The 21,178-nt window shown below is 66.9% G+C and carries 16 protein-coding genes and 1 pseudogene; 11 read left to right on the top strand and 6 right to left on the bottom strand.

Annotated features, from left to right (window positions below):
• Positions 1–2: 2 nt before the first annotated feature.
• Positions 3–131 (bottom strand): annotated as a pseudogene (locus ABIE24_RS17125) (family 1 glycosylhydrolase); the annotation flags it as partial.
• A 114-nt stretch (positions 132–245) separates the two neighbouring features.
• Between ABIE24_RS17125 and ABIE24_RS17120 the strand changes: the two are divergent.
• From ABIE24_RS17120 to ABIE24_RS17085, 8 genes are all read left to right on the top strand, one after another.
• The gene (locus ABIE24_RS17120) at positions 246–983 is read left to right on the top strand and encodes a GntR family transcriptional regulator (protein ID WP_354502017.1); all 738 of its coding nucleotides are present in this window, start codon (positions 246–248) and stop codon (positions 981–983) included.
• Between the two features lie 137 nt (positions 984–1,120).
• Positions 1,121–2,473, top strand: a complete 1,353-nt coding sequence (locus tag ABIE24_RS17115) for an enolase C-terminal domain-like protein (RefSeq protein WP_354502014.1) — start codon at positions 1,121–1,123, stop codon at positions 2,471–2,473.
• 52 nt (positions 2,474–2,525) lie between these two features.
• Complete coding sequence (locus tag ABIE24_RS17110; protein ID WP_354502012.1) at positions 2,526–3,359, top strand: transporter substrate-binding domain-containing protein; 834 nt, start codon at positions 2,526–2,528, stop codon at positions 3,357–3,359.
• 39 nt (positions 3,360–3,398) lie between these two features.
• Positions 3,399–4,064 carry an amino acid ABC transporter permease gene (locus ABIE24_RS17105; RefSeq protein ID WP_354502010.1) on the top strand — a complete coding sequence of 222 codons (666 nt, stop codon included), beginning with the start codon at positions 3,399–3,401 and terminating at the stop codon, positions 4,062–4,064.
• On the top strand, positions 4,064–4,762 hold the full coding sequence (locus ABIE24_RS17100) for an amino acid ABC transporter permease (RefSeq protein ID WP_354502007.1): 699 nt from the start codon (positions 4,064–4,066) through the stop codon (positions 4,760–4,762). The genes ABIE24_RS17105 and ABIE24_RS17100 overlap by 1 nt, the downstream gene beginning before the upstream one ends.
• Positions 4,763–4,770: 8 nt before the next feature.
• The gene (locus tag ABIE24_RS17095; RefSeq protein WP_354502005.1) at positions 4,771–5,493 is read left to right on the top strand and encodes an amino acid ABC transporter ATP-binding protein; all 723 of its coding nucleotides are present in this window, start codon (positions 4,771–4,773) and stop codon (positions 5,491–5,493) included.
• A gap of 9 nt (positions 5,494–5,502) precedes the next feature.
• Positions 5,503–6,762: an FGGY family carbohydrate kinase gene (locus ABIE24_RS17090; RefSeq protein WP_354502002.1), complete on the top strand. Its 1,260-nt coding sequence runs from the start codon at positions 5,503–5,505 to the stop codon at positions 6,760–6,762.
• Complete coding sequence (locus ABIE24_RS17085; protein WP_354501999.1) at positions 6,740–7,543, top strand: HpcH/HpaI aldolase family protein; 804 nt, start codon at positions 6,740–6,742, stop codon at positions 7,541–7,543. The genes ABIE24_RS17090 and ABIE24_RS17085 overlap by 23 nt, the downstream gene beginning before the upstream one ends.
• 59 nt (positions 7,544–7,602) lie before the next feature.
• Here ABIE24_RS17085 and ABIE24_RS17080 read toward each other — a convergent pair whose 3' ends face one another.
• The 5 genes from ABIE24_RS17080 to ABIE24_RS17060 all read right to left on the bottom strand — a co-directional run bounded on the left by ABIE24_RS17080 (position 7,603) and on the right by ABIE24_RS17060 (position 17,002).
• Positions 7,603–9,033 carry a GH1 family beta-glucosidase gene (locus ABIE24_RS17080; RefSeq protein WP_354501996.1) on the bottom strand — a complete coding sequence of 477 codons (1,431 nt, stop codon included), beginning with the start codon at positions 9,031–9,033 and terminating at the stop codon, positions 7,603–7,605.
• Positions 9,033–11,366, bottom strand: coding sequence for an alpha-xylosidase (yicI, locus tag ABIE24_RS17075; RefSeq protein ID WP_354501993.1), 2,334 nt, complete (start codon positions 11,364–11,366; stop codon positions 9,033–9,035). The genes ABIE24_RS17080 and yicI overlap by 1 nt, the downstream gene beginning before the upstream one ends.
• Positions 11,363–13,402, bottom strand: a complete 2,040-nt coding sequence (locus tag ABIE24_RS17070) for a beta-galactosidase (protein ID WP_354501990.1) — start codon at positions 13,400–13,402, stop codon at positions 11,363–11,365. Before ABIE24_RS17070 ends, yicI begins: the two co-directional genes overlap by 4 nt.
• A gap of 93 nt (positions 13,403–13,495) precedes the next feature.
• Positions 13,496–14,503 (bottom strand): LacI family DNA-binding transcriptional regulator, encoded by a 1,008-nt coding sequence (locus ABIE24_RS17065; protein WP_354501987.1) that lies wholly within the window; start codon positions 14,501–14,503, stop codon positions 13,496–13,498.
• Between the two features lie 111 nt (positions 14,504–14,614).
• Positions 14,615–17,002, bottom strand: coding sequence for a glycosyl hydrolase family 95 catalytic domain-containing protein (locus ABIE24_RS17060; RefSeq protein WP_354501985.1), 2,388 nt, complete (start codon positions 17,000–17,002; stop codon positions 14,615–14,617).
• A 209-nt stretch (positions 17,003–17,211) separates the two neighbouring features.
• Between ABIE24_RS17060 and ABIE24_RS17055 the strand changes: the two genes are divergently transcribed.
• The 3 genes from ABIE24_RS17055 to xylB all read left to right on the top strand — a co-directional run bounded on the left by ABIE24_RS17055 (position 17,212) and on the right by xylB (position 21,040).
• Positions 17,212–18,168 (top strand): acetylxylan esterase, encoded by a 957-nt coding sequence (locus tag ABIE24_RS17055; protein WP_354501983.1) that lies wholly within the window; start codon positions 17,212–17,214, stop codon positions 18,166–18,168.
• Between the two features lie 85 nt (positions 18,169–18,253).
• The gene (gene xylA, locus ABIE24_RS17050; protein ID WP_354501981.1) at positions 18,254–19,444 is read left to right on the top strand and encodes a xylose isomerase; all 1,191 of its coding nucleotides are present in this window, start codon (positions 18,254–18,256) and stop codon (positions 19,442–19,444) included.
• 198 nt (positions 19,445–19,642) lie between these two features.
• Entirely contained in the window at positions 19,643–21,040 is a 1,398-nt protein-coding gene (gene xylB, locus ABIE24_RS17045) for a xylulokinase (protein ID WP_354501978.1), read from the top strand.
• Positions 21,041–21,178: the final 138 nt, after the last annotated feature.

Raw genomic sequence — 21,178 nt, 5'->3', positions numbered from 1 at the left:
TGTCAGCTCGGCATTCTGTGGCTCCTGGCAAGCTCGGCGTACCAGAGTGCACTGTCTTTGGGCAGGCGTTCGAGGGTGTCATAGTCCACACGAACGATACCGAACCTCTTGGAGTAACCGTATCCCCACTCAACGGTATGACGCGCAGGCCGACTGGACGCTGTCAAGGCGAGTACCTGCCGCCACAGTTAGACTCGGCCTCGCAAAGCCCGCACACTGGCGCGGGCCCAGGAAGGGAATGCAACGTGGCAGGCAGGTCGGCGGTCGGAGCAGACGAACCCGGAGGAGCCGTCTCCCGCGTCTATGCGCATCTTCGCGGCCAGATCGTCGATGGTGAGATCCCGCCTCGCACGAAGATCAATATCGAGAACGTCGCTCGCGAACTCACGCTCTCGCAGACGCCGGTGCGTGAAGCGCTTCAGAAGCTCGAGGCGGATGGGCTCCTCGATTACGTTGCCGGTCGCGGCTACACGACGACTCCCAAGCTCGACCTCGCTGGGCTCGATGCGCTGTTCGAACTCCGTTTCCTACTCGAGCCATGGGCTGCACGCGCCGTGGCGACCGACCGGATTGCTAACCCAGCCGCAAAGCTGCATGACGAACTGACGCGATTTGAATCGAACATCCAGCGGGGAGGCGATCTCCGGCAGGTGGTCCTTGCACACGACAATGCCTTCCACATGCTCATCCTCACTGCGACTGGTAATCCCCTGGTTCGCCAGTCGTTCGAACAAAGTCAGGCGCACCTCCACCTGTTCCGGCTGTCCCCGATCGATCACGACGGGTCGATAGCACGGCACGAACACGCGACCATCGCTGACGCCATTGGTCGGAGTGACCCGGATGCCGCGGAACGCGCCATGCGCGCGCACCTCCGACGTTCCTACGTGCGTTCAGCGAGCGCATTCGACGTGCAGGATGACTCACGGATTGAACGGGCGGAGCAATTTCCCGGTGTCTCGTCGCTCCGCATGGTCGATTAACTCCGGCGCCTCGCCTGAGCCCCGCGCAGTGCGCTGGCGTTCGTTAATTCGCGTGTTCTCTGCGTAATTTGCTTTTTCTCGGCGCATCTATAGGATTATGCACGTTCCTATAGATCAACGAAGGCGAGGCGACACTGGTGTCGACACTTATATCGGTACGAAGCGAAGACATTCGTTTTCCCACCTCTCTCAGCCTGGACGGCTCGGACGCCGTGAACGTGGCCCCGGATTACTCCGCCGCCTATGTCGTCATCGAGACGTCCGCCGGTGATTGCGGACATGGTCTGGTGTTCACCTCCGGCCGCGGGAACGACATCATGGCGCACGCGATCCAGTCGCTCGGCCAGCAGCTCCTCGGTGATGACGTGGAATCGGTTCTCGACGACATGGGAGGCCTGTCGCGTCGCCTCACCCGCGATTCCCAGTTCCGCTGGCTCGGTCCGGAGAAGGGCATCATTCACATGGCTGCCGGAGCTCTGCTCAACGCCATGTGGGACCTCCGGGCCAAGCGGGAGAACGTACCCCTCTGGCTGCTTCTTGCACGGATGCCGGTCGATGATCTCGTCGACCTCATCGACTTCTCTCACATCACCGACGCGCTCACACCGGACGAAGCCCGGGCGATCCTGCAAGCAGGCCAGGAAGGCCGCGAGTCGCGCATCGCAGAGCTCCTTCGCGACGGCTACCCGGCATACACGACCTCGCCCGGTTGGCTCGGCTACAGCGACGAGAAGCTTGTCCGCCTGTCACGAGAAGCGGTCGCCGAAGGCTTCGGCATGATCAAGCTCAAGGTCGCCGGCGATCTCGACGACGACAAACGCCGCCTGGCCCTGGTCCGCGAAGCCATCGGCGACCACCCTGTCTCGGTGGACGCGAACCAGAAATGGGAGATAGACGAGGCGATCGAGTGGATGAACGAGCTTGCAGAATACAAACCGTTCTGGATCGAAGAACCCATCAGTGCCGACGACGTGCTCGGGCACCTCGACGTGAAACGCGGAATCGAACCAATCCGGGTCGCCACCGGCGAACTCGTGCACAGCCGCATCGCGTTCAAACAACTGCTCAAGCTCGGCGCGATCGATGTCATGCAGATCGACTCGACGCGCGTCGCCGGGGTCAACGAGAATCTGGCCAACCTGCTCCTGGCGGCCAAGTTCGGCGTCCCGGTCTGCCCGCACGCCGGGGGTGTCGGATTGTGTGAGATTGTGCAGCATCTGTCATTCTTCGACTACGCAGTGGTGAGCCGGACCCAAGAAGGCCGTTTCATCGAGTATGTCGACCACCTGCACGAGCACTTCGTCGACCCCGTCGTAATCGAGAGTGGGCGCTACCTCGCCCCCAGCAAGCCGGGATTCAGCTCAGAGATGGTCGCGAGTTCGCGCGCCGAATGGAGCTATCCCGACGGGGCAGGCTGGCGCGGCCTCGACCCGGCCGCACGAACCGCCGATACCCGCCAGCTTGCAGAACGATTCAGTCCCTACCAGTAAGGCACCACCACCCGATGTCGGCGCTGACGCCGACCCGAAAGAAAGAAAAGACATGAAACGATCACCGAAGTTGCTGATCCTTCCCATGATTGCCGCGCTTGCACTCAGTGTCACGGCGTGCACGTCGACGAGCGCCAGTCCGAGCGCCGCCGGCCCGACCGGCACCGGGGGAAGTGGCATTCTTCAGCAGGTGTTGGAGAAAGATGTGCTGCGTGTCGGTGTTCAGACGGAGGTTGCTCCGTGGGGCCTTCTCAACTCCGATGGTTCGCGTGAGGGCTATGACATCGCGCTCGCCGAGGTCCTCGCTGAATCGCTCGGGGCCAAGGTTGAATACGTCAATGCCTCGAACGAGACGCGAATTCCGCTGCTGCAGACTGACAAGGTCGACGTCGTCATCGCGTCGTTCACTGCGACAACGGAACGCGCCCAGTCGGTCGCCTTCTCGATTCCGTACGCCGCCACCGGCACGGTGGTCGTGGTCCCCGAAGGAAGCGACATCGAGAGTTACGAAGATCTGGCCGGCCACAGCGTCGCCACCAGCCGCGGCAGCTCGGGAGAGGTCATCCTCGAGGAAGAGTTCCCCGACGCCGAGGCGACGAAGTTCGAGTCGTATGCAGATTCGCTGCAGGCGCTCCGGTCGGGCAAGGTGGAGGCGCTCATCGAGAGCACCGTCGTGGCCAACCAACTCGTGGCGGACGAAGACGGATTCCGTCTGGTCGACGCCGACGTGCTTCGTCCTTCGCTCATGTCGGTCGGTGTTGCACAGGGCGATTCCGTCTGGCTGGACTACGTCGACACGTTCGTGCGGCTCTGGAACAACTCAGGACAGAACCAGGCAGCGACCCAGGAATGGCTCGCCACCGACATGCCCGAGTTCCTCAAGTAGCTCCGAACACCGCGCCGACTCGGCGCACGGAAGGCATTCGTGAACCTATATTTTGGAGACATCCTGCCCTTCATGGGCGAGATGCTCACGGCCTTGGGAATGAGCTTCGGTATCACCGTCGCCTCCTTCCTCATCGGAGGGGTCTTCTCCGTCGCTGTCTATGCGGCGAAGGCCTCACCGGTCCGTGCGCTGAGCGCTGTGGCGTCCGGCTACATCGGCCTGTTTCGCAACACCCCGCTCCTCGTCCAGATCTATCTCATCTACTTCGGCTTGCCGGTATTCGGAATCAACCTGGACGTGTTGCAGGCGAGCCTCATCGCCCTCTCACTCAACAATGCCGCGTACTGCGCCGAGATCATCCGCGGCGGGTTCTCGTCAGTTTCGAAGGGGCTCGTCGAGGCCGGTGAGGCCCTTGGCCTCGACGCCTGGACGATCTTCACCAGGGTCTCGCTGATCCCGGCACTTCGCGCCGTCTACCCCTCCCTCGTGAACCAGTTCGTGCACCTGTTCCTGACATCCTCAATCGCGTCGATCATCGGACTTCCCGAACTCATGCACGCCATTCTCGAAATCAATTCGCAGACCTACAGAAGTATCGAGGTGTTGGCAATCGGCGCTCTGCTCTATTTCGCCTCAGGATTTCTCATCAGCTTTGTCGCCCGGGTCGCCGAGCGGTTCCTCTTCCGTTGGGCGGTGAGTGTCTGATGAGTGAAGAATTTCTGGGGCAGCTGGCAGGTCTGTTGAACGGCGCCGTCTGGACGCTCGCCCTCTGCAGCAGCGCGGGCATCGCAGGCACCGCCTTCGGTTTCGTGCTCGGTCTCGGACAAACGTCTTCCCGAGCCATACTCCGCTGGCCGGCCGTCGTGTACGTCACCGTCGTCCGAGGCGTGCCAGTGTTGCTGCTCATCTTTTTCGTGTACTTCGGTGTGCCGCTCCTCTTCGGGGTCAACCTCGACCCCTTCCTCACCGGATTCCTGTCACTTGCCCTGGTCGGGGCCGCGTACACGGGCGAAATCTTTCGCGGCGCGATCGAGGCGGTTCCGCGAGGCCAGACCGAAGCCGCACACGCACTCGGACTCGGATACGCCGACCGCCTGTTCCGGGTGATCATGCCGCAGGCCCTGCGGATCGCCGTACCGGCCGGAACTGGCTTCCTCATCAACCTCGTCAAGGACTCGTCCCTGATCGGGATCATCGGCTTCGTCGAACTCACCCGCGCAGCGAAGATCCTCAGCAACCTCACTCTCGATCCCCTCGGAGCCTTCCTCATGGCGGCGGCGATCTACTTCGTCATCAGTTTCGTCATCTCGCGAACCGGGAATGCGATCGAGCGCCGACTCACGCCGAAACTGGGCAAGCGCGCACGCATCCAGGAATCTTCCCTCACCCCCACCGGACATTAGGAACAATCGTGATAACGATCGAGAAACTGCACAAGAGCTTCGGCGACCTGGATGTCCTGACCGGCATCGACCTGCATGTGGCCCCCCACGAGGCCGTGTGTGTCATCGGCCCAAGCGGCTCTGGCAAGAGCACCTTGCTGCGATGTGTGAACGGGCTGGAGAGCATCACCTCAGGCACCATCAGCGTCGACGGCATCGACATCGGTGCCTCACGAAACAACCTCGCCCAGGTGCGGAGGGAAGTGGGCATGGTGTTCCAGCAGTTCAACTTGTTCCCGCACATGACCGCTCTCGAAAACGTCACGCTTGCGCCAACCCGGGTCCGCAAACTGAGCAAGGCCGATGCCGTAGCGCGCGCCGAAAGACTTCTCGCGCGAGTGGGCCTCGCCGACAAGCGGAACGCCTACCCAGCGCAACTGTCCGGGGGCCAGCAACAGCGCGTGGCTATTGCTCGCGCCCTCGCCATGGAGCCCCGGGTGATGCTCTTCGATGAGCCGACGTCTGCCCTCGACCCCGAGATTGTAGGCGAAGTACTCGACACCATGCGAGGGCTGGCCAACGATGGCATGACGATGATGGTCGTGACTCACGAGATGGGGTTCGCCCGCGAAGTCTCGGACCGCGTCGTCTTCATGGACAAGGGACAGATCGTCGAAGTCAGTACCCCCGCCGATCTCTTCAGCGCACCGAAGCAGGCACGCACCCAGGACTTCCTCAACAAAGTGCTGTGACGCGTCGCCATGGACACCACACTTGTCGTCGATCTCGGCAGCACGTCGATCAAGGCCGCGGTCGTCGATCCCGTCGGCCAGCTCATTCCTATCGGGCAACGCCAGGCGCCACCGTCGTATGCGCCCGCTGGACGTCACGAGTCTGATCCACTCGTCTTCCTGACAGCTGTGGAAGAGTTGATGGAGGCTGCGCTGAGGGTTGCCCCTGATCTTCGCGCAGTCGCGTTCAGCACTCAGATGCATGGGGCGCTCCTCACTGACGAGCAGGATGTGCCGGTGTCGCCGTTCCTGTCGTGGCAGGACGAACGGGCCGCGCAGCCGGATTCGTCGGGTGTGTCGGCGCTCGAACGGGTCGGGCGGAGCCTGCCGCCACACGTGCTGCGGTCGCTCGGCGTCCCACTCCGGGTCGGACTCGGCGGATTCACTCTCGCGGCGTGGTTCGCGGAGCATCCGAAACCGGAGGCACAGCGCATCCACACGCTCGGGAGCTTCATACTGAGCCGGCTCACCGGCGTTCATGCGACCCACATCACCAATGCGGCGCCGCTCGGGCTCGTCGACCTGGGCAGGTCAGCCTGGTGTCAGGACGTTGTGGCGGCGCTCGATCTGTCGGGATTCTCCCTGCCGACCATCGTGGGAGACTTCCGTCCAGTCGCCTTCTCCCGCTTCGGAGGTGTCGACCTCGAGTTCTACCCGGATCTTGGCGACCATCAAGCCTCACTGCTCGGAAGCGGCCTGACAGAGGGTGACCTTGCGATCTCGCTCGGAACCGCGGGCATCGCAGCGCGCATCGGCTCCGCTCCATGCGGCGAGCCGGTCGAAGTGCGCCCGTTCCTCGCTGGAACGCAATTGCATGTGCGCTCACGACTGCCCGGCGGGAAAGCAGCGCGCGAATTCGCCGATCAGGTGACGGGAACGCCGACCCCAGCCGACGAAGCGGAATTCTGGCGGCTGGCGTCGGATGCGGCGACTCTGGCTGAGGGGGACTCGGCCGGCACGAGGGCATTCTTCGCTCGCTATACCGACGCGTACAGCCTCGCAATCGCGGAGCTATTCCGTGGCGACAACCGACCGCGCCGCCTGCTGCTCAATGGTGGCGCGGCGCAGCATATTCCGTGGTTCCGCGACGCTTTCGCCCGCAGCCTCGGACTCAATCAGGTTGTTGTTCCAGACGGCGACCTGGCCATCCGCGGCGTCGCAGACCTTCTGCGCACCACCACACGCGAACTCGAAACGAGGGACCATCATGCCCGCTTACCTGCCCGCTGACATCCGTGTCGGAACGATGATCTCCGAATTCGTGAATCCATCGATGCCGCGCATACTCGATGCAGCGGGATTCGAATTCGCCATCCTCGACTGTGAGCACGGCGCATTCGACATGGAGACGGTCGGCGCAATGGCGAACGTGGCCTCGGGCACCGCCCTGGATCTCTGGGTGCGGACGCCTGCGATTTCCCGAGAGTACATCGGGCGTTACCTCGACGCAGGAATCGTTGGAATCGTCGCACCCATGGTGGACACCGTTGAGCAGGCCGAAGCCCTCGTTCGGATGACCAAGTATCCTCCCCTGGGTTCCCGGGGGATCTCGGTGACCCGAGCCCATTCGGGCTACGTCGTCGACGATCTGCCCGCGTACCTCTCGTCCGCGAACGAGCGCGTACAGGTCTACGCCCAGATCGAGACCGCACGGGCGGTGGACGGGGTCGAGGCGATCGCGGCGGTCGACGGACTGGACGGACTGATCGTGGGCCCCAACGACCTGCTCGGCGACCTGGGTTTTGCCGGGCAACTCGACCACCCGTCGCTACGCTCCGCTGTCGAGCGGGTCGCCGATGCGGCGCGTTCCTCCGGTAAACGGTCCGGCATCATCACGGGTGACCTGGATCTCATCACCATCGCAGTCGAACGGGGGGCCGACATCGTGAGCGTCAACAGCGACGTCGGGTACCTCCTGCGCGCGGCACGAAACCAGTTGCACGACTTGGGGCGCGGCCGCGGACATCTCACTGGACCCCACGGAGTGCCGCTCACCGTGACCGTCGGCTAACAACCGACATGCCGGAGTCGCATCTGGCGCGAAGTCTCCGCGCCAGATCCTCTTCACTGTCAGCTCGGCATTCTGTGGCTCCTGGCAAGCTCGGCGTACCAGAGTGCACTGTCTTTGGGCAGGCGTTCGAGGGTGTCATAGTCCACACGAACGATACCGAACCTCTTGGAGTAACCGTATCCCCACTCGAAGTTGTCGAGGAACGACCAGACCTGGTAGCCGCGGAGGTCGACGCCCCGGGTGAGGGCCCGGTGGGCCGCAGTGATGTGCCGGCGCAGGTAGTCGACACGGTCGGCGTCATGCACGGCACCGTCGACGACCTTGTCGTCGAACGCGGCACCGTTTTCGGTGATCATCAGCGGCAGGTCCGGGTAACTCTCGTGCAGGCTGAGCAGCAGTTCCTCGAGCCCGGCCGGTTCGATGTTCCAGCCCATCTCGGTGTGCGGGCCCGGTTGCGGCAGGAACTCGACCCGGGCGGCTCCGGGCCACGCCGTGCCCAGCGACGGCTTGTGCCCGTCGGCGTTCTGCTTCTCGGACACGCCGTCCCACAGCCGCACCCGCGTGGTGGAGTAGTAGTTGACGCCGAGGAGCCCGAGCGGCTGGCGAATCAAGTCGAGGTCACCGTCCTGCACGAACGCCCAGTCGGTGACGGATGCCGTGTCGGCGAGCACGTCTGCCGGGTACGTTCCGTCGAGCAACGGCCCGAGGAAGACGCGGTTCGCAAGGCCGTCGACCTGGCGGATCGCTTCGGCGCCGGCCTCCCCCTCACCGCGGAAGACGTGCAGGTTGAGGGTGATCGAGAACGTCGGGTCGTTGGGCACCACGTCGCGCAGGGCGGAGACTGCAAGGCCGTGCGCGAGGTTGAGGTGGTGCACGGCGGCGAGCGCCGCTGCGCCGTCGGTGACCCCGGGCGCGTGCGCTCCGGAACCGTAGCCGAGGTACGCCGAGCACCACGGCTCGTTGAGCGTCGTCCACGTCTCGATCCGGTCGCCGAGCGCCTCCCCCATGATTCGCGCGTAGTCGGCGAAGGCGTAGGAGGTGGCGCGGTTCGTCCACCCTCCCTCGTCCTCGAGCGCCTGCGGAAGGTCCCAGTGGTACAGGGTCGCGATCGGTCGGATGCCACGGGCGATCAGCCCGTCGACGAGGCGCTCGTAGAACGCGAGGCCGGCGGGGTTCGCCGGGCCGCGGCCTGTCGGCTGGATCCGCGGCCACGCGATCGAGAACCGGTACGCCTCGAGGCCCAGCGTCTTCATCAGGTCGAGGTCCTCGTCGAGCCGGTGGTAGTGGTCGACGGCAACGTCGCCGGTGTCGCCGTTCCAGACCTTTCCGGGGGTGTGGCTGTAGGTGTCCCAGATCGACGGACCGCGACCGTCCTCGTTCGCGGCGCCCTCGACCTGGTACGAGGCGGTCGCCGATCCGAAGAGAAAATCGGAGGGGAACTCGAGGCCGGCGCCGCGGTAGTCCGTAGGGTCGGTTGTCGTGTCTCGCATCAGAGAACAGCCTTTCGTTCGGTTGCTGTCACGGTGTCGCCGCCGGCGCGGCGGGCGCGGAACGGAGCATCCGCACCGCTCGTGACGGTCACAGCGTCGCCCTCTGCCGTGATCGTCAGGGTGACGGATGTTCCGCCGGTCGGGTTCGCGATGCTCACCGTGCGGGTCCCGGTGAAGCCGGGGTACACGGTGACGAGGGCGTCCTCGGTGTAGTCGTAGTCGGGCCGGTCCGAGCGGGAGCCGGTGACCAGGACCGCGCCTTCGCGCACCCACAGCGGGATGCTGTCGAACGCATGCGTTTCGCGGCGCCACGCCGGGCCGCTCACCGTCTCGCCGGTCAGGTAGTTGGTCCAGGAGCCTGCGGGCAGGTAGTACTGCACATCGCCCGACTCGCTGAAGACGGGCGCGACGAGAAGGTCGGGCCCGAGCAGGTATTGCCGGTCGAGGTAGTCGACGGCGGGGTCGCCGTCGAATTCGAGCTGCATCGGCCGCATGAACGGCGTGCCGGTCCGGGCCGCTTCGAGCCCGACCTCGTACAGGTACGGCATGAGCTCGAGTTTGAGCTTCGTGAACCGGCGGGTCACGTCGACGGCGCTCTGGCCGGGCGCTTCGGTGCCGTCGTCGAACAGCCACGGCACCCGGTAGCTCGTCGAACCGTGCAGGCGGGAGTGGCTCGACATCAGGCCGAAGGCGACCCAGCGTTTGAACACGGCGCCGTCCGGCATCCCTTCGAAGCCGCCGATGTCGTGACTCCAGTAGCCGAAGCCGCTGAACGCGAGCGAGAGCCCGCCCCGCAGGGTCTCGGCCATCGACTCGAAGCTCGAGGAGTTGTCCCCGCCCCAGTGCACCGGCTGCTGCTGCCCGCCGACCGTGGCCGACCGGGCGAACAGCACGGCGTCGCCCTCGCCCCGGTGCTCTTCGAGCACCTCGAAGACGGCCTTGTTGTAGAGCTGGGTGTACCAGTTGTGCATGACTTCGGGCGACGAGCCGTCGTGCCAGACGACGTCAGTGGGGATGCGCTCGCCGAAGTCGGTCTTGATCGCGTCGACGCCCTGGTCGAACAGGCGACGGAGCTTGCCCTGGAACCAAGCGACAGCATCCGGGTTGGTGAAGTCGACGAGGCCCATGCCCGCCTGCCACATGTCCCACTGCCAGACGTCGCCGTTGGCCTTCTTGACGAGGTACCCGGCGTCGCGGGCCTCGGCGAAGATCGCGGCGCGCTGGCCGATGTACGGGTTGATCCAGGCGGAGACGTGCAGGTTCTTGTCGTGCAGCCGCCCGAGCATGCCCTCCGGGTCGGGGAACACCCGCGGGTCCCACTCGAAGTCGGTCCAGTTGAACTCGCGCATCCAGAAGCAGTCGAAGTGGAAGACGCTGAGCGGCAGGTCGCGTTCGGCCATGCCGTCGATGAAGCTCGACACGGTGGCCTCGTCGTACTGCGTCGTGAACGAGGTCGACAGCCACAGGCCGTACGACCAGGCCGGCACCCGGGCGGGCCGGCCGGTCAGCCGGGTGTACCGCTCGAGCACCTCCTTCTGGGTCGGACCGTGGATCACGAGGTACTCGAGGGCCTCCCCGGCGACGGAGAACTGCACCTCTTCGACGCTCTCGCTGCCGACCTCGAACGACACGTGCTCCGGGTGGTTCACGAGCACCCCGTAGCCGCGGTTGGTGAGGTAGAACGGCACGTTCTTGTACGACTGCTCGCTCGACGTTCCGCCGTCGGCGTTCCAGATGTCGATGGTCTGCCCGTTCTTGACGAGCGGGCCGAATCGTTCCCCCAGCCCGTAGACGAGCTCGCCGACGCCGAGCGAGAGGCGGCCGTGGAGGTAGGCGGATGCCGGCGCGAGCCCGGTCGTCGTCACCCCGGAGACTCCGGCCGGTTCTGTCGTGACGGGGGCGTTGTCGTCGAGGGACATGTAGCCGATCGACTTATGGCCACTCGAGGTCAGGGTTTTCCCGTCGGCCTCGAAGCTCAGCGCCCAGGGCGCACCCGTCGCAATGCGTGCGGTCAGGGCGCCCGAGGTCACCGTGCCACCGGCATCCGTCACCGCGATCGTCGTCTCGGTCGCCTCGGCGCCGACCAGCTCGAAGCCGGGGCCCGGGTTCGCACCGGTGTTCTTCTCGATCCGCACCCGGATGACGCCTTCGAGCGGCGACGACAGACTGACCGTCAGGGCCGCCCGGTTGAGCACATCACCGCGGCGTTCGATCACCTTGGTCGGCGCAGTGACGCGCAGCACGTCGCCGTCGGCGTCGATGTCATACGCCTCCTGGGCGTAGAGGGCGGAGACGCCGGGGCGGGCGCTCCAGAATCCATCGGTGAATTTCATGAACGGGTGTCCTCTCTGAGAACGACAACGGAACCCGGAGCAACCGGGCCTGGCTCGAAACGGTTGCCCGTCACGAGATCCAGGCCGGTGGCTTCGAGGTGCAGCGGATCGGGTGAATGGTTGAGTGCGAAGAGCCAGGACCTGTCGTTGCCGACCCGGCGAGTGAGTTCGAGACCACGTTCGGCGACGGCGACCGGCGACAGCCCGGCCCGGGTGACGAGATCGTCGAGAAGGGCGCCGGTGGATTCGGCGTCGAGGTGGGTCGCCACGTAGGTGGCGCTGCCCGCCCCGACCGTGTTCCGGCTGACCGCGGGAACCCCCGCGAGCTCCCCGGTGGCGTAGCTCGCGACCGCCGTAGCGCCATCGAGGTGCGCGAGCTCGGTCCAGATCGAACCGGTCCAGCCGTTGTCGAGGGCAACGCTGTCGTCCTCGAGCAGCGGGAAGATCTCCTCCACGCGGATGCCGAGCAGGTCGCGGAGGACGCCCGGGTAGGTGCCGTGCACCCGGTTGTGCTCGTTCACGATTCCGGAGAAATAGGTGACGATGGCATGCCCGCCGCCCGCGACCCACCTGGCCAGCCGCGTGGCATCCGTCCCGGTCAGAAGGAACAGGGTCGGGACGACGACGGCGGCATAGCCGTCGAGGTTGTCCGACGGGTGGAGAATGTCGACGGCGATGCCCCGCGCGGTGAGGGCGCGGTGCATTTCCAGCGCCACGGCGAGGGAGTTGATGTCGACCGTCGGCTTGCGGCCTGAACGGAGCGCGACGGCGGCGTCGTAGTCGAAGAGCAGGGCGACGGATGCCGTTTCGACGCGGCTCCCGGCGACCTCGGCGATGGCCTTGAGGGTGGCGCCGAGTTCAGCGGCTTCGCGGTAGACCTTCGTGTTGGCACCGGCGTGGGGAACGACAGCGGAGTGGAACTGTTCGCTCCCGGCCGTCGACTGCCGCCACTGGAAGAACAGGGCGCCCTCGGCGCCGCGGGCGATGTGGGCGAGGCTGTTGCGGGCGAGCTCCCCGGCCGACTTCGCCCGGTTGCGTGCCTGCCAGTTGACCGCCGAGGTGGAGTGCTCGATCAGGAGCCACGGGTCACCGCCGGCCATGCCCCTCACGCGGTCGGCGCTGAAGGCGAGTTCGCCGTGCCGCTCAGGGTCGGTTGCGATCGTGTAGTGGTCGTTCGACACGAGATCGACCTCACCGGCCCAGGCCCGGTAGTCGGCCACGCCGGGGTGGTTCTGCACCATGAAGTTCGTGGTGACCGGCACGCGCGGAGTGACGCGGCGGAGCACGTCCCGCTCGGCACGGTAGTGGCCGAGCAGGGCATCCGAGCTGAACCGTTCGTAGTCGAGCAGGAGCCCCGGGTTGTGGCCGGTGCGGCTGTACCGCGGCGGCTGGAGCTGGTCGAACGAGGTGTAGCGGTGGCCCCAGAACGCCGTGCCCCACGCCGCGTTGAGGGCGTCGATGGTGCGAAACTTCGCCTCGAGCCAGCGCTGCCACGCCAACCCGGTCTCGTCACTGAAGCACTTCGCGTTCTCGTTGCCGAGTTCGTTGCTCACGTGCCACAGGCGCAGTGCCGGGTGGTCGCCGTAACGCGCGGCCAGCTTCTCGACCATCCGGAGGGCATACCTGCGGAACGTCGCCGAGCTCGGTGACCAGCCGAGCCTGCCGCCCTGCGCGACGCGGGTGCCGTTGTCGTCGACCGGCAGGATCTCCGGGTGGGCCTGCAGCAGCCAGATCGGTGGAGCGGCGGTCGGTGTGGCCAGGTTGACCCCGACGCCGCCCTCGTGCAGCAGGTTCATGATGCGGTCGAGCCAGCCGAACTCGAACTCGCCGTCGGCGACCTCGATCAGGCCCCAGGAGAAGACCCCGAGGTTGACCGAATTGACGCCGGCTCGTCGCATGAGCTCGATGTCCTCGAGCCAGACCTCTTCGGGCCACTGCTCCGGGCTGTAGTCACCGCCGAAGGCGAATCCGTCGGAGATCCGGCGGAACTCCGTGGGCTGCGCGAGGTCGTTCGCGCGGGACAGGAAGGTGGTCATGACGGTGGAGTTCGCTTTCGGTGGGGGGCCAGCGGGATGGTCGAAACGTTTCGATCATCGTCCCGCAAGGACACGAGAGGACCGGGCAAAAGGTCAGGTGACGGGCGCCGTCGATCCGAGATCGACGTAGGTCGGCTCGATGAGTTCGACGTGGGGATCCACGGCACCGGCGAGCTGGGACATGGTGAGCTCGACGGCCCGGGTGCAGGAGAGATCGGCGGGGAGCGGAATGATGTCGAGGGGTGGATCGAGATGCGCCGTGTCAAAGCTCGAGCACGCCGAGATCAGCGACAGGTCGTCGGGCACCCGGATGCCGCGCTGCCGCAGCAGCTCCAGAAGCGCGACCTGGACCGACTCGTTCGAGTTGAGGACCACGGCGGTCATTCCGGGGACGGCTGCGCTGAGGGTGTCGAACGCGGTGCGCACGCCGGCGGCGCCCTCGTCTGACGGCACGAAAGCCACGGTCACACCCTGGCGTTCCGCTTCAGCAAGGAAGCTGTCGCGGAAGCGAGCCGGAAAGTTGGAGCCTCGTTCGTACACGAGCGGAACCTGACCGATCAGCCCGATCCGGGTGTGGCCCTGCTCGGTGAGCCGGCGGAGGCTGAGCACTCCCGCCGCCTCGAAGTCCAGGTCGACGCAGGTCAGCCCGGCGGTGTCGCTGGGGATACCGATGACGGCGGCCGGGAGTCCCAGCTCCCGAACGAGATCGGTCCTCACATCAACGGTCGACACGTCGAGCAGGATGATGCCGTCGACGAGTGAACTCCGCGCGACCCGGCGCAGACCGCTCGTCGCCTCGTCCTGGGTGAGGAGGAGGACGTCGTAGTCGAACTTCCGGGCGGCCGTCGCGACCGACAGCACGAAGGCCATGTGGGCGGGCGCGTAGGTGCCGGCGTGGAGCGGAGCGCTCAGGGCGAGGATGTTCGTCTTCGTTCCCTTGAGCATCCGCGCGCCCGCGTTCGGGCGGTAGTCCAGTTGCTGCACCGCTTCGTCGATCCGCCGGCGGGTCGATTCGGCGATCGAACGCTTGCCGCTGAGGGCGTAGGACACGGTGGAGATGGACACGCCGGCGACGCGAGCGACGTCGTGGATGTTGGCCATGCTGGGACTCCGGTGTCTAAACGTTTCGAATCGGTTGATGCGAGCCTAGGTGATGCAATCGCGGGGACGCAAGCCATTTGTGGTTTTCACCGACAAATCGAACGGCGTCGATCACATTGCGCTCGCCGAGCGCAGATCGACCCCGTCCCAGGCGATTGTCGTGCGCTTCCCCGGTACGACAGCGACGACGAGGTCACAGCCGCGGTAGGTCACGATGCGCTCCCCGCACGCATCCGTCGATCCTGCGGTGAGGGTCGCCGTGGTCAGCACGCCGGCCGACCAGTCGAGGTCGACGAGCAGGCCGGGTCGCGCGCGGAGTCCCGTGACCGCGCCGTCCGGCAGCTCGGCCGGAAGCGCCGGAAGCAGCGCGATCGCACCGGAGTGGCTCTGCAGTAGCATCTCGACCACGGCGGCCGGAAAGCCGAGGTTGCCGTCGATCTGGAACGGCGGGTGGGCGGCGAGAAAGTTGCGGTACAGGCCGCCAGCGTGCCCGGTTCCGCCCTCGGCCGAGGTGCGGAAGACGAGCCGCAGCAGGTCGGAGACTTTCTCGTGCTGCCAGAGCCTCGCGCGCAGGCACAGCTTCCAGACCAGCGACCACCCGGTCGAGTCGTCGCCGCGGCGGTCGAGGGAGCGGGACGCCGCAGCCTCGAGCTCCGGTGCCTGCATGCCGCGTCCCGGGTACAGCGGGTAGAGGTGCGAGACATGCCGGTGCGACGGCTCGGTCTCGTCAAGCTGAGCTCCCCATTCCTCGATCTCGCCGGTGGGTGTGATCCGTGGCCCGGCGATCCGGTCCCGTGCGGCGCGCACCCGGGCGACGATCGGCGAATCGAGCCGGTCGAGCCGCTGGGCCAGCTCCTCGACGGTCGAGAAGAGATCGGCGACGAGCGCCCGGTCGAGGGCGGATGCCGTTGCGAGCGACGCGGGACCGTCCAGGGTGGCGAACCGGTTCTCGGGTGAGGTCGACGGCCGCGTGACGAGGGCGCCCGAACCGTCGTCGACAAGCCAGTCGAGCGCGAAGGCCGCTGCACCGACGGTGACCTCCCAGAACCGGGTCAGCCACTCCTCGTCCGCGCCGAACCGGCGATGCTCGTCGAGCTGCAGCACGAGCCAGATCCCGCCCATCGGCCACTGCGACCACGATGCGTCGCCGGCCGTCGGGGAGCTGAACGCCCAGGCATCCGTGTTGTGGTGCGCCACCCAGCCGTCGCAGTCGTACAGCCGCCGCGCCGTGTCGGCCCCGGCTCTCGCGAGCGCTTCGACGAGGTCGAGGAGCGGTTCGTGGCACTCGGGGAGGCCGAGAGTCTCCGCTGCCCAGTAGTTCATGCCCGTGTTGATGTTGAGCGTGTAGTTCGATGACCACGGCGGCCGCAGGTCGGCGTTCCACAGCCCCTGCAGGGTGGCCGGCAGGCCGCCAGGCCGGGACGAGGAGATCAGAAGGTAGCGGCCGTAGTCGAAGAGCAGCGCGACGAGGCCCGGGTCGATGCGGCCGTCGGCCTCGTCGAGCCGCCGGTCGGGATCCGTGATCGCCGTCGACGTGCCCAGGCTGAGGCGAACCCGGTCGAACAGTGGCCGGTGGGCGTCGACGTGGCGCTCGAGGAGCTCGTCGAATGGTCGGGCGAGCGCCGCCGTGGCCCGCTCGCCGGCGCGACGCCGGGCATCCGCGCGGGTCGACTGCCCGGGCATCCCGAGCCCGGCGAATGTCGTCTCGGTCGCGAGGACGAGCACGAGTTCGGTGACGCCCTCGAGGCCGAACGGCCCGTCGCCGGTGGCGTCGTCGCCTGGGGCCGGCCGTCCGTCCGAGCGCCAGCCGGCGACGACGACCCCGCTCAGGGGACGGATGCCGGGGATCTCCCAGGTGAGGGCAGGCTCGTCGGGTTCGTGCCCGGGTGCGACGTCGGCGGGCAGGTCGAGTTCGATCGCCACGCCTGCCGGCCGCACGCTCCGGGAGGTTTCCCGCAACCGTGTGCGCAGGCCGAGCGACAGCCGGACCGGCGTCGTCGAGCGGATCCGGTGCACGAGCACGCCGTCGGGTGCGCTGACGAAGGTGTCGTGTCGAAGTTCCTGGCCGTCCGCCGTCGAGGCGACGGTGTGGATCGCGTCGCCTAAGTGCAGCGTCCGTGAGAACTCGCCCACCGGGGCACCCGCCACTGTGAGCGTGAGGTCAGCGAACGGCAGGTATGCCTGCGAGTACCGCGATTGCAACGCCCGGAGTTCGCGCTCGGCGTCGAGAGGTCGCCCGTCTGAGAGAAGGGCGCGGGCCGCGGCGAGCGCCGCTGCCGCAACCTCGGGCGTAACCGCACCACGCCGGTGCTCGCTGTCGGGCGAGCCCGACCAGGCCGTGCCGTCGTTGAGGGAGAGGTGGACCGCCTCCGGACCCGCCATCACCATGGCGCCGAGTCGCCCGTTGCCGAGCGGGAGGCCGTCGAGCCAGCCCTCGCTCGGGCGGGAGTACCCAAGCGACCGGCCCTCCCCGGGAGCCCGCAGCGCGGCTGTTGTCACGACGGCTTCGCTCCTCTGCGGGTGGATGGGATTCCGAGCTAAACGTTTCGACTCGTTCGTCTGCGAGCCTAGGTCACCCGTCTTTCACAGCACAACCGAATTTGTTGACCTTTTCCACATATCGGCGGGAGAGTGGCCGTGATGGCGCATCGCGTCGCTAGGGTGGTCTGAGATTTCCCCGAGCGAAAGCACACACCATGTATGTCGACATGCCCGAATCCCAGCTTCCCGACTATCGCAGCAGTCAGGTCGACCCCGACGACTTCGATGCGTTCTGGAACGAGAGCATCGCTGCCGCGCGCGCCGTGGCATCCGACGTTCGCATCGAACCGGTCGACTCCGGGCTGACGACCCTCGACGTCTTCGATGTCACCTTCTCGGGCTGGGACGGGCACCCGGTGAAGGCGTGGCTGCGCATTCCGAAGAACGCGACAGGGCCGCTGCCCGCCGTCGTGCAGTACATCGGGTACGGCGGTGGCCGCGGCCACTACCTGGAGAACCTGCTCTGGGCGTCGTCCGGGTTCGTGAGTTTTCAGATGGACACGCGCGGGCAGGGCGCGGGCTGGTCGCGGGGCGACACCGCCGACCCGGTCGGCTCAGGACCGCAGACGTCGGGGGTGATGACCAAGGGGATCGACAGCCGCGAGAACTACTACTACCGGCGACTCTTCACCGACGCCGTACGGGCGATCGACACCGTGCGCGACCTGCCGATGGTCGACCCGGCCCGGGTATCGGTCTTCGGTCAGAGCCAGGGCGGCGGCATCGCGCTTGCCGTCGCGGGCCTGGTGCCGGGCCTCGCGGCTGTGGCGCCATGCGTGCCGTTCCTCTGCGATTTTCCGCGGGCGACCGTCATGACCGACGCATACCCGTACAAGGAGATCCGTGATTTCCTCGCCGTTCACCGGGACCAGGTCGACGTCGTGGCATCCGTGCTGCCGTATTTCGACGGGGTGAACTTCGCCCGCCGGGCGCAGTCCCCCGCACTGTTCTCCGCCAGCCAGATGGATGCCACCTGCCCGCCCTCGACGATCTACGGCGCGTTCAACGTCTATGCGGGCGAGAAGTCGATGTCGCTGTGGCAGTACAACGGCCATGAGGGCGGCGGGATCCTCGACGAACATAACGCCCTCGCCTTCTTCAGATCGGTCGACGCGCGCCGCTGAGAAAGGGCTGGCATCGCGGCGTCCTTTGTGTAATATGTTTTAACAACCAACAAATCACCAACGACGCTGAATCGGAGCACGACCCATGTCACTGACCCCCACCCGCGAAGACAAGTTCTCGTTCGGGCTCTGGACCATCGGCTACAACGGAGCAGACCCCTTCGGCGGCCCGACGCGCGCTCCCCTCGACGTCGTCCACGGCGTCGAGAAGCTCTCCGAGCTCGGCGCGTACGGCCTGACCTTCCACGACGACGACCTCTTCGCCTTCGGATCGACCGACGCCGAGCGCCAGACGCAGATCGACCGGCTCAAGCAGGCCCTCGCCGACACCGGCATCATCGTGCCCATGGTCACCACCAACCTCTTCAGCGCCCCCGTCTTCAAGGACGGCGGCTTCACCTCGAACGACCGCGACGTGCGCCGGTTCGCTCTCCGCAAGGTGATGCGCAACGTCGACCTCGCCGCAGAGCTCGGCGCCAAGACCTTCGTCATGTGGGGCGGCCGTGAGGGCGCCGAGTACGACGCTGCCAAGGACATCCGCGGCGCACTCGAGCGTTACCGTGAAGCCGTCAACCTGCTCGGCGACTACGTCACCGACAAGGGCTACGACATCCGCTTCGCCATCGAGCCGAAGCCGAACGAGCCGCGCGGCGACATCCTGCTGCCGACCCTCGGCCACGCCATCGCCTTCATCCACACCCTCGAGCGCCCGGAACTCGTCGGCGTCAACCCGGAGGTCGGCCACGAGCAGATGGCCGGGCTGAACTTCACCGCCGGCATCGCCCAGGCACTCGACGCGGGCAAGCTGTTCCACATCGACCTCAACGGCCAGCGCGGCATCAAGTACGACCAGGACCTCGTGTTCGGCCACGGCGACCTGCAGAACGCGTTCTCGCTCGTCGACCTGCTCGAGAACGGTGGCCCGAACGGCGGACCCGCCTACGACGGCCCGCGCCACTTCGACTACAAGCCGAGCCGCACCGAGGACGAGACCGGCGTCTGGGAGTCCGCAGCCGCGAACATGCGCACCTACCTGCTGCTCAAGGAGCGGGCAGCGGCGTTCCGCGCCGACCCCGAGGTGCAGGAAGCCCTCGCCGCCTCGCGCGTCGACGAACTCTCCACCCCGACCCTGGGCGAGGGCGAGAGCTACGACGACTTCCTGGCCGACACGTCCGCGTACGAAAACTTCGACGCGAACGCCTACTTCAACGGCAAGGGCTTCGGCTTCGTCCGCCTGCAGCAGCTGGCACTCGAGCACCTGCTCAACGCTCGCTAGAGCCGAGCGGATGCCGCGGCAGGTTGCGTCCGCAATCCGCCGCGGCATCCGTCTCTCCTCAGCCGTCCATAACTCCGCCACAACACCTGCGTCGACTCCCGCTTCGGCCGAGAATCCGCCCCGTCGGCATGAGCCGCCCGGCGAATCGGCGGAGTTATGCGCACACACCCAACCCGCAGTTCCTCGAAAGGCCCACCCATGACCCTCGTCGCCGGCGTCGACTCGTCGACCCAGAGTTGCAAGATCGTGATCGTGGATGCCGACACCGGCGAGATCGTGCGGCGTGGCCGCGCGGCGCATCCGGTCGGTACCGAGGTGGCGCCGTCCGCCTGGTGGGAGGCGCTCCAGACGGCGGTCGCCGAGGCCGGCGGGCTCGACGACGTCGTCGCGATCTCGATCGGCGGGCAGCAGCACGGCATGGTGGTGCTCGACGCCGACGGGAAGGTGATCCGCGACGCCCTTCTGTGGAACGACACCCGCAGCGCCCAGGCCGCCCGGGACCTCATCGCCGAGGTCGGCGCCGACGTGTACGCCGAACGTCTCGGGGTGGTGCCTGTGGCCTCGTTCACGGCGTCGAAGCTCCGCTGGCTGCGGGATGCCGAACCGGAGAACGCGGCCCGGGTCGCCGCCGTCGCGCTCCCCCACGACTGGCTGACCTGGCGTCTGCGCGGGTTCGGCCCGGTCGACGAATCCGAGGTCGGCCCGGTGCTCGAGGAGCTGACCACCGACCGGTCCGATGCCTCCGGCACCGCGTACTGGTCGGCGATCACCGGCGAGTACGACCTCGACCTGTTCGAACGCGCACTCGGGCATACGGCGCTGTTGCCCCGCGTGCTTGGCCCGGGCGAGCAGGCCGGCATCACGATCTCGGGCACCCTCGTGGGCCCCGGCGCGGGCGACAACGCGGGCGCCGCCCTCGGCCTCGGCGCTGCGGCCGGCGACGTCGTCGTCTCGATCGGCACGAGCGGCACCGTCTTCGCGGTCACCGACACCCCGGCGACGGATGCCACCGGCACGGTCGCCGGGTTCGCCGACGCGTCGGGACTCTTCCTCCCCCTCATCGCCACACTCAACGCGGCACGCATCCTCGACTCGATCGCCGACCTGCTCGGCGTCAGCCACGACGAACTCGGCACGCTCGCCCTGCAGGCGGAGCCCGGGGCCGGCGGCCTGGTGCTCCAGCCCTACTTCGAAGGCGAACGCACCCCGAACCTCCCCGACGCGACCGCCACACTGTTCGGCATGACCCTCGGCTCGACGACCCGCCCGAACCTCGCCCGCGCCGCCATCGAGGGCCTGCTCTGCGGGCTCGCCGACGGCCTCGAGGCAGTTCGGGCCCAGGGTGTCGAGGCCCGCCGCATTCTCCTCATCGGCGGGGCCGCGCTGAACCCGGCCGTGCAGCAGATCGCGGCGCAGGTCTTCGAGGTTCCCGTGGTCATTCCGACGCCGGGTGAGTACGTCGCGACGGGAGCGGCGGCGCAGGCCGCCTGGGTCCTCACCGGCGAACGGCCGGCCTGGCCGCTGTCGATCGTGGCCGAGCCTGCCGTCGACTTCCGCCCGGTCATCCGCGACCAGTACCGGGCCCACCGCGCCTGAGCGCCCTGCCCTCATTCCGGTGACGCGAAAGCCCCGTTAGAGAGGGCGGTTTCAAGCGGTCATTGCAACAGCACCTGTTCGATGACTTCGGCCGGCTTCGCGAACTCGAGTCGTTTGCGGGGCCGGTCGTTCATTTCC

It is taken from the genome of Mycetocola sp. 2940, assembly GCF_040548835.1.
Lineage (GTDB): Bacteria > Actinomycetota > Actinomycetes > Actinomycetales > Microbacteriaceae > Mycetocola_A.
This window is presented reverse-complemented; position numbering and strand designations above follow the sequence as displayed.

What these genes read in the sequence shown, in the direction of transcription:
- ABIE24_RS17070 (WP_354501990.1), bottom strand. Translation starts at nt 13,402, where the DNA reads ATGACCACCTTCCTGTCCCGCGCGAACGACCTCGCGCAGCCCACGGAG.
- ABIE24_RS17055 (WP_354501983.1), top strand. Translation starts at nt 17,212, where the DNA reads ATGCCCGAATCCCAGCTTCCCGACTATCGCAGCAGTCAGGTCGACCCC.
- ABIE24_RS17065 (WP_354501987.1), bottom strand. Translation starts at nt 14,503, where the DNA reads ATGGCCAACATCCACGACGTCGCTCGCGTCGCCGGCGTGTCCATCTCC.
- xylB (WP_354501978.1), top strand. Translation starts at nt 19,643, where the DNA reads ATGACCCTCGTCGCCGGCGTCGACTCGTCGACCCAGAGTTGCAAGATC.
- ABIE24_RS17080 (WP_354501996.1), bottom strand. Translation starts at nt 9,033, where the DNA reads ATGCGAGACACGACAACCGACCCTACGGACTACCGCGGCGCCGGCCTC.
- ABIE24_RS17110 (WP_354502012.1), top strand. Translation starts at nt 2,526, where the DNA reads ATGAAACGATCACCGAAGTTGCTGATCCTTCCCATGATTGCCGCGCTT.
- ABIE24_RS17085 (WP_354501999.1), top strand. Translation starts at nt 6,740, where the DNA reads ATGCCCGCTTACCTGCCCGCTGACATCCGTGTCGGAACGATGATCTCC.
- yicI (WP_354501993.1), bottom strand. Translation starts at nt 11,366, where the DNA reads ATGAAATTCACCGATGGATTCTGGAGCGCCCGCCCCGGCGTCTCCGCC.
- ABIE24_RS17100 (WP_354502007.1), top strand. Translation starts at nt 4,064, where the DNA reads ATGAGTGAAGAATTTCTGGGGCAGCTGGCAGGTCTGTTGAACGGCGCC.
- xylA (WP_354501981.1), top strand. Translation starts at nt 18,254, where the DNA reads ATGTCACTGACCCCCACCCGCGAAGACAAGTTCTCGTTCGGGCTCTGG.
- ABIE24_RS17090 (WP_354502002.1), top strand. Translation starts at nt 5,503, where the DNA reads ATGGACACCACACTTGTCGTCGATCTCGGCAGCACGTCGATCAAGGCC.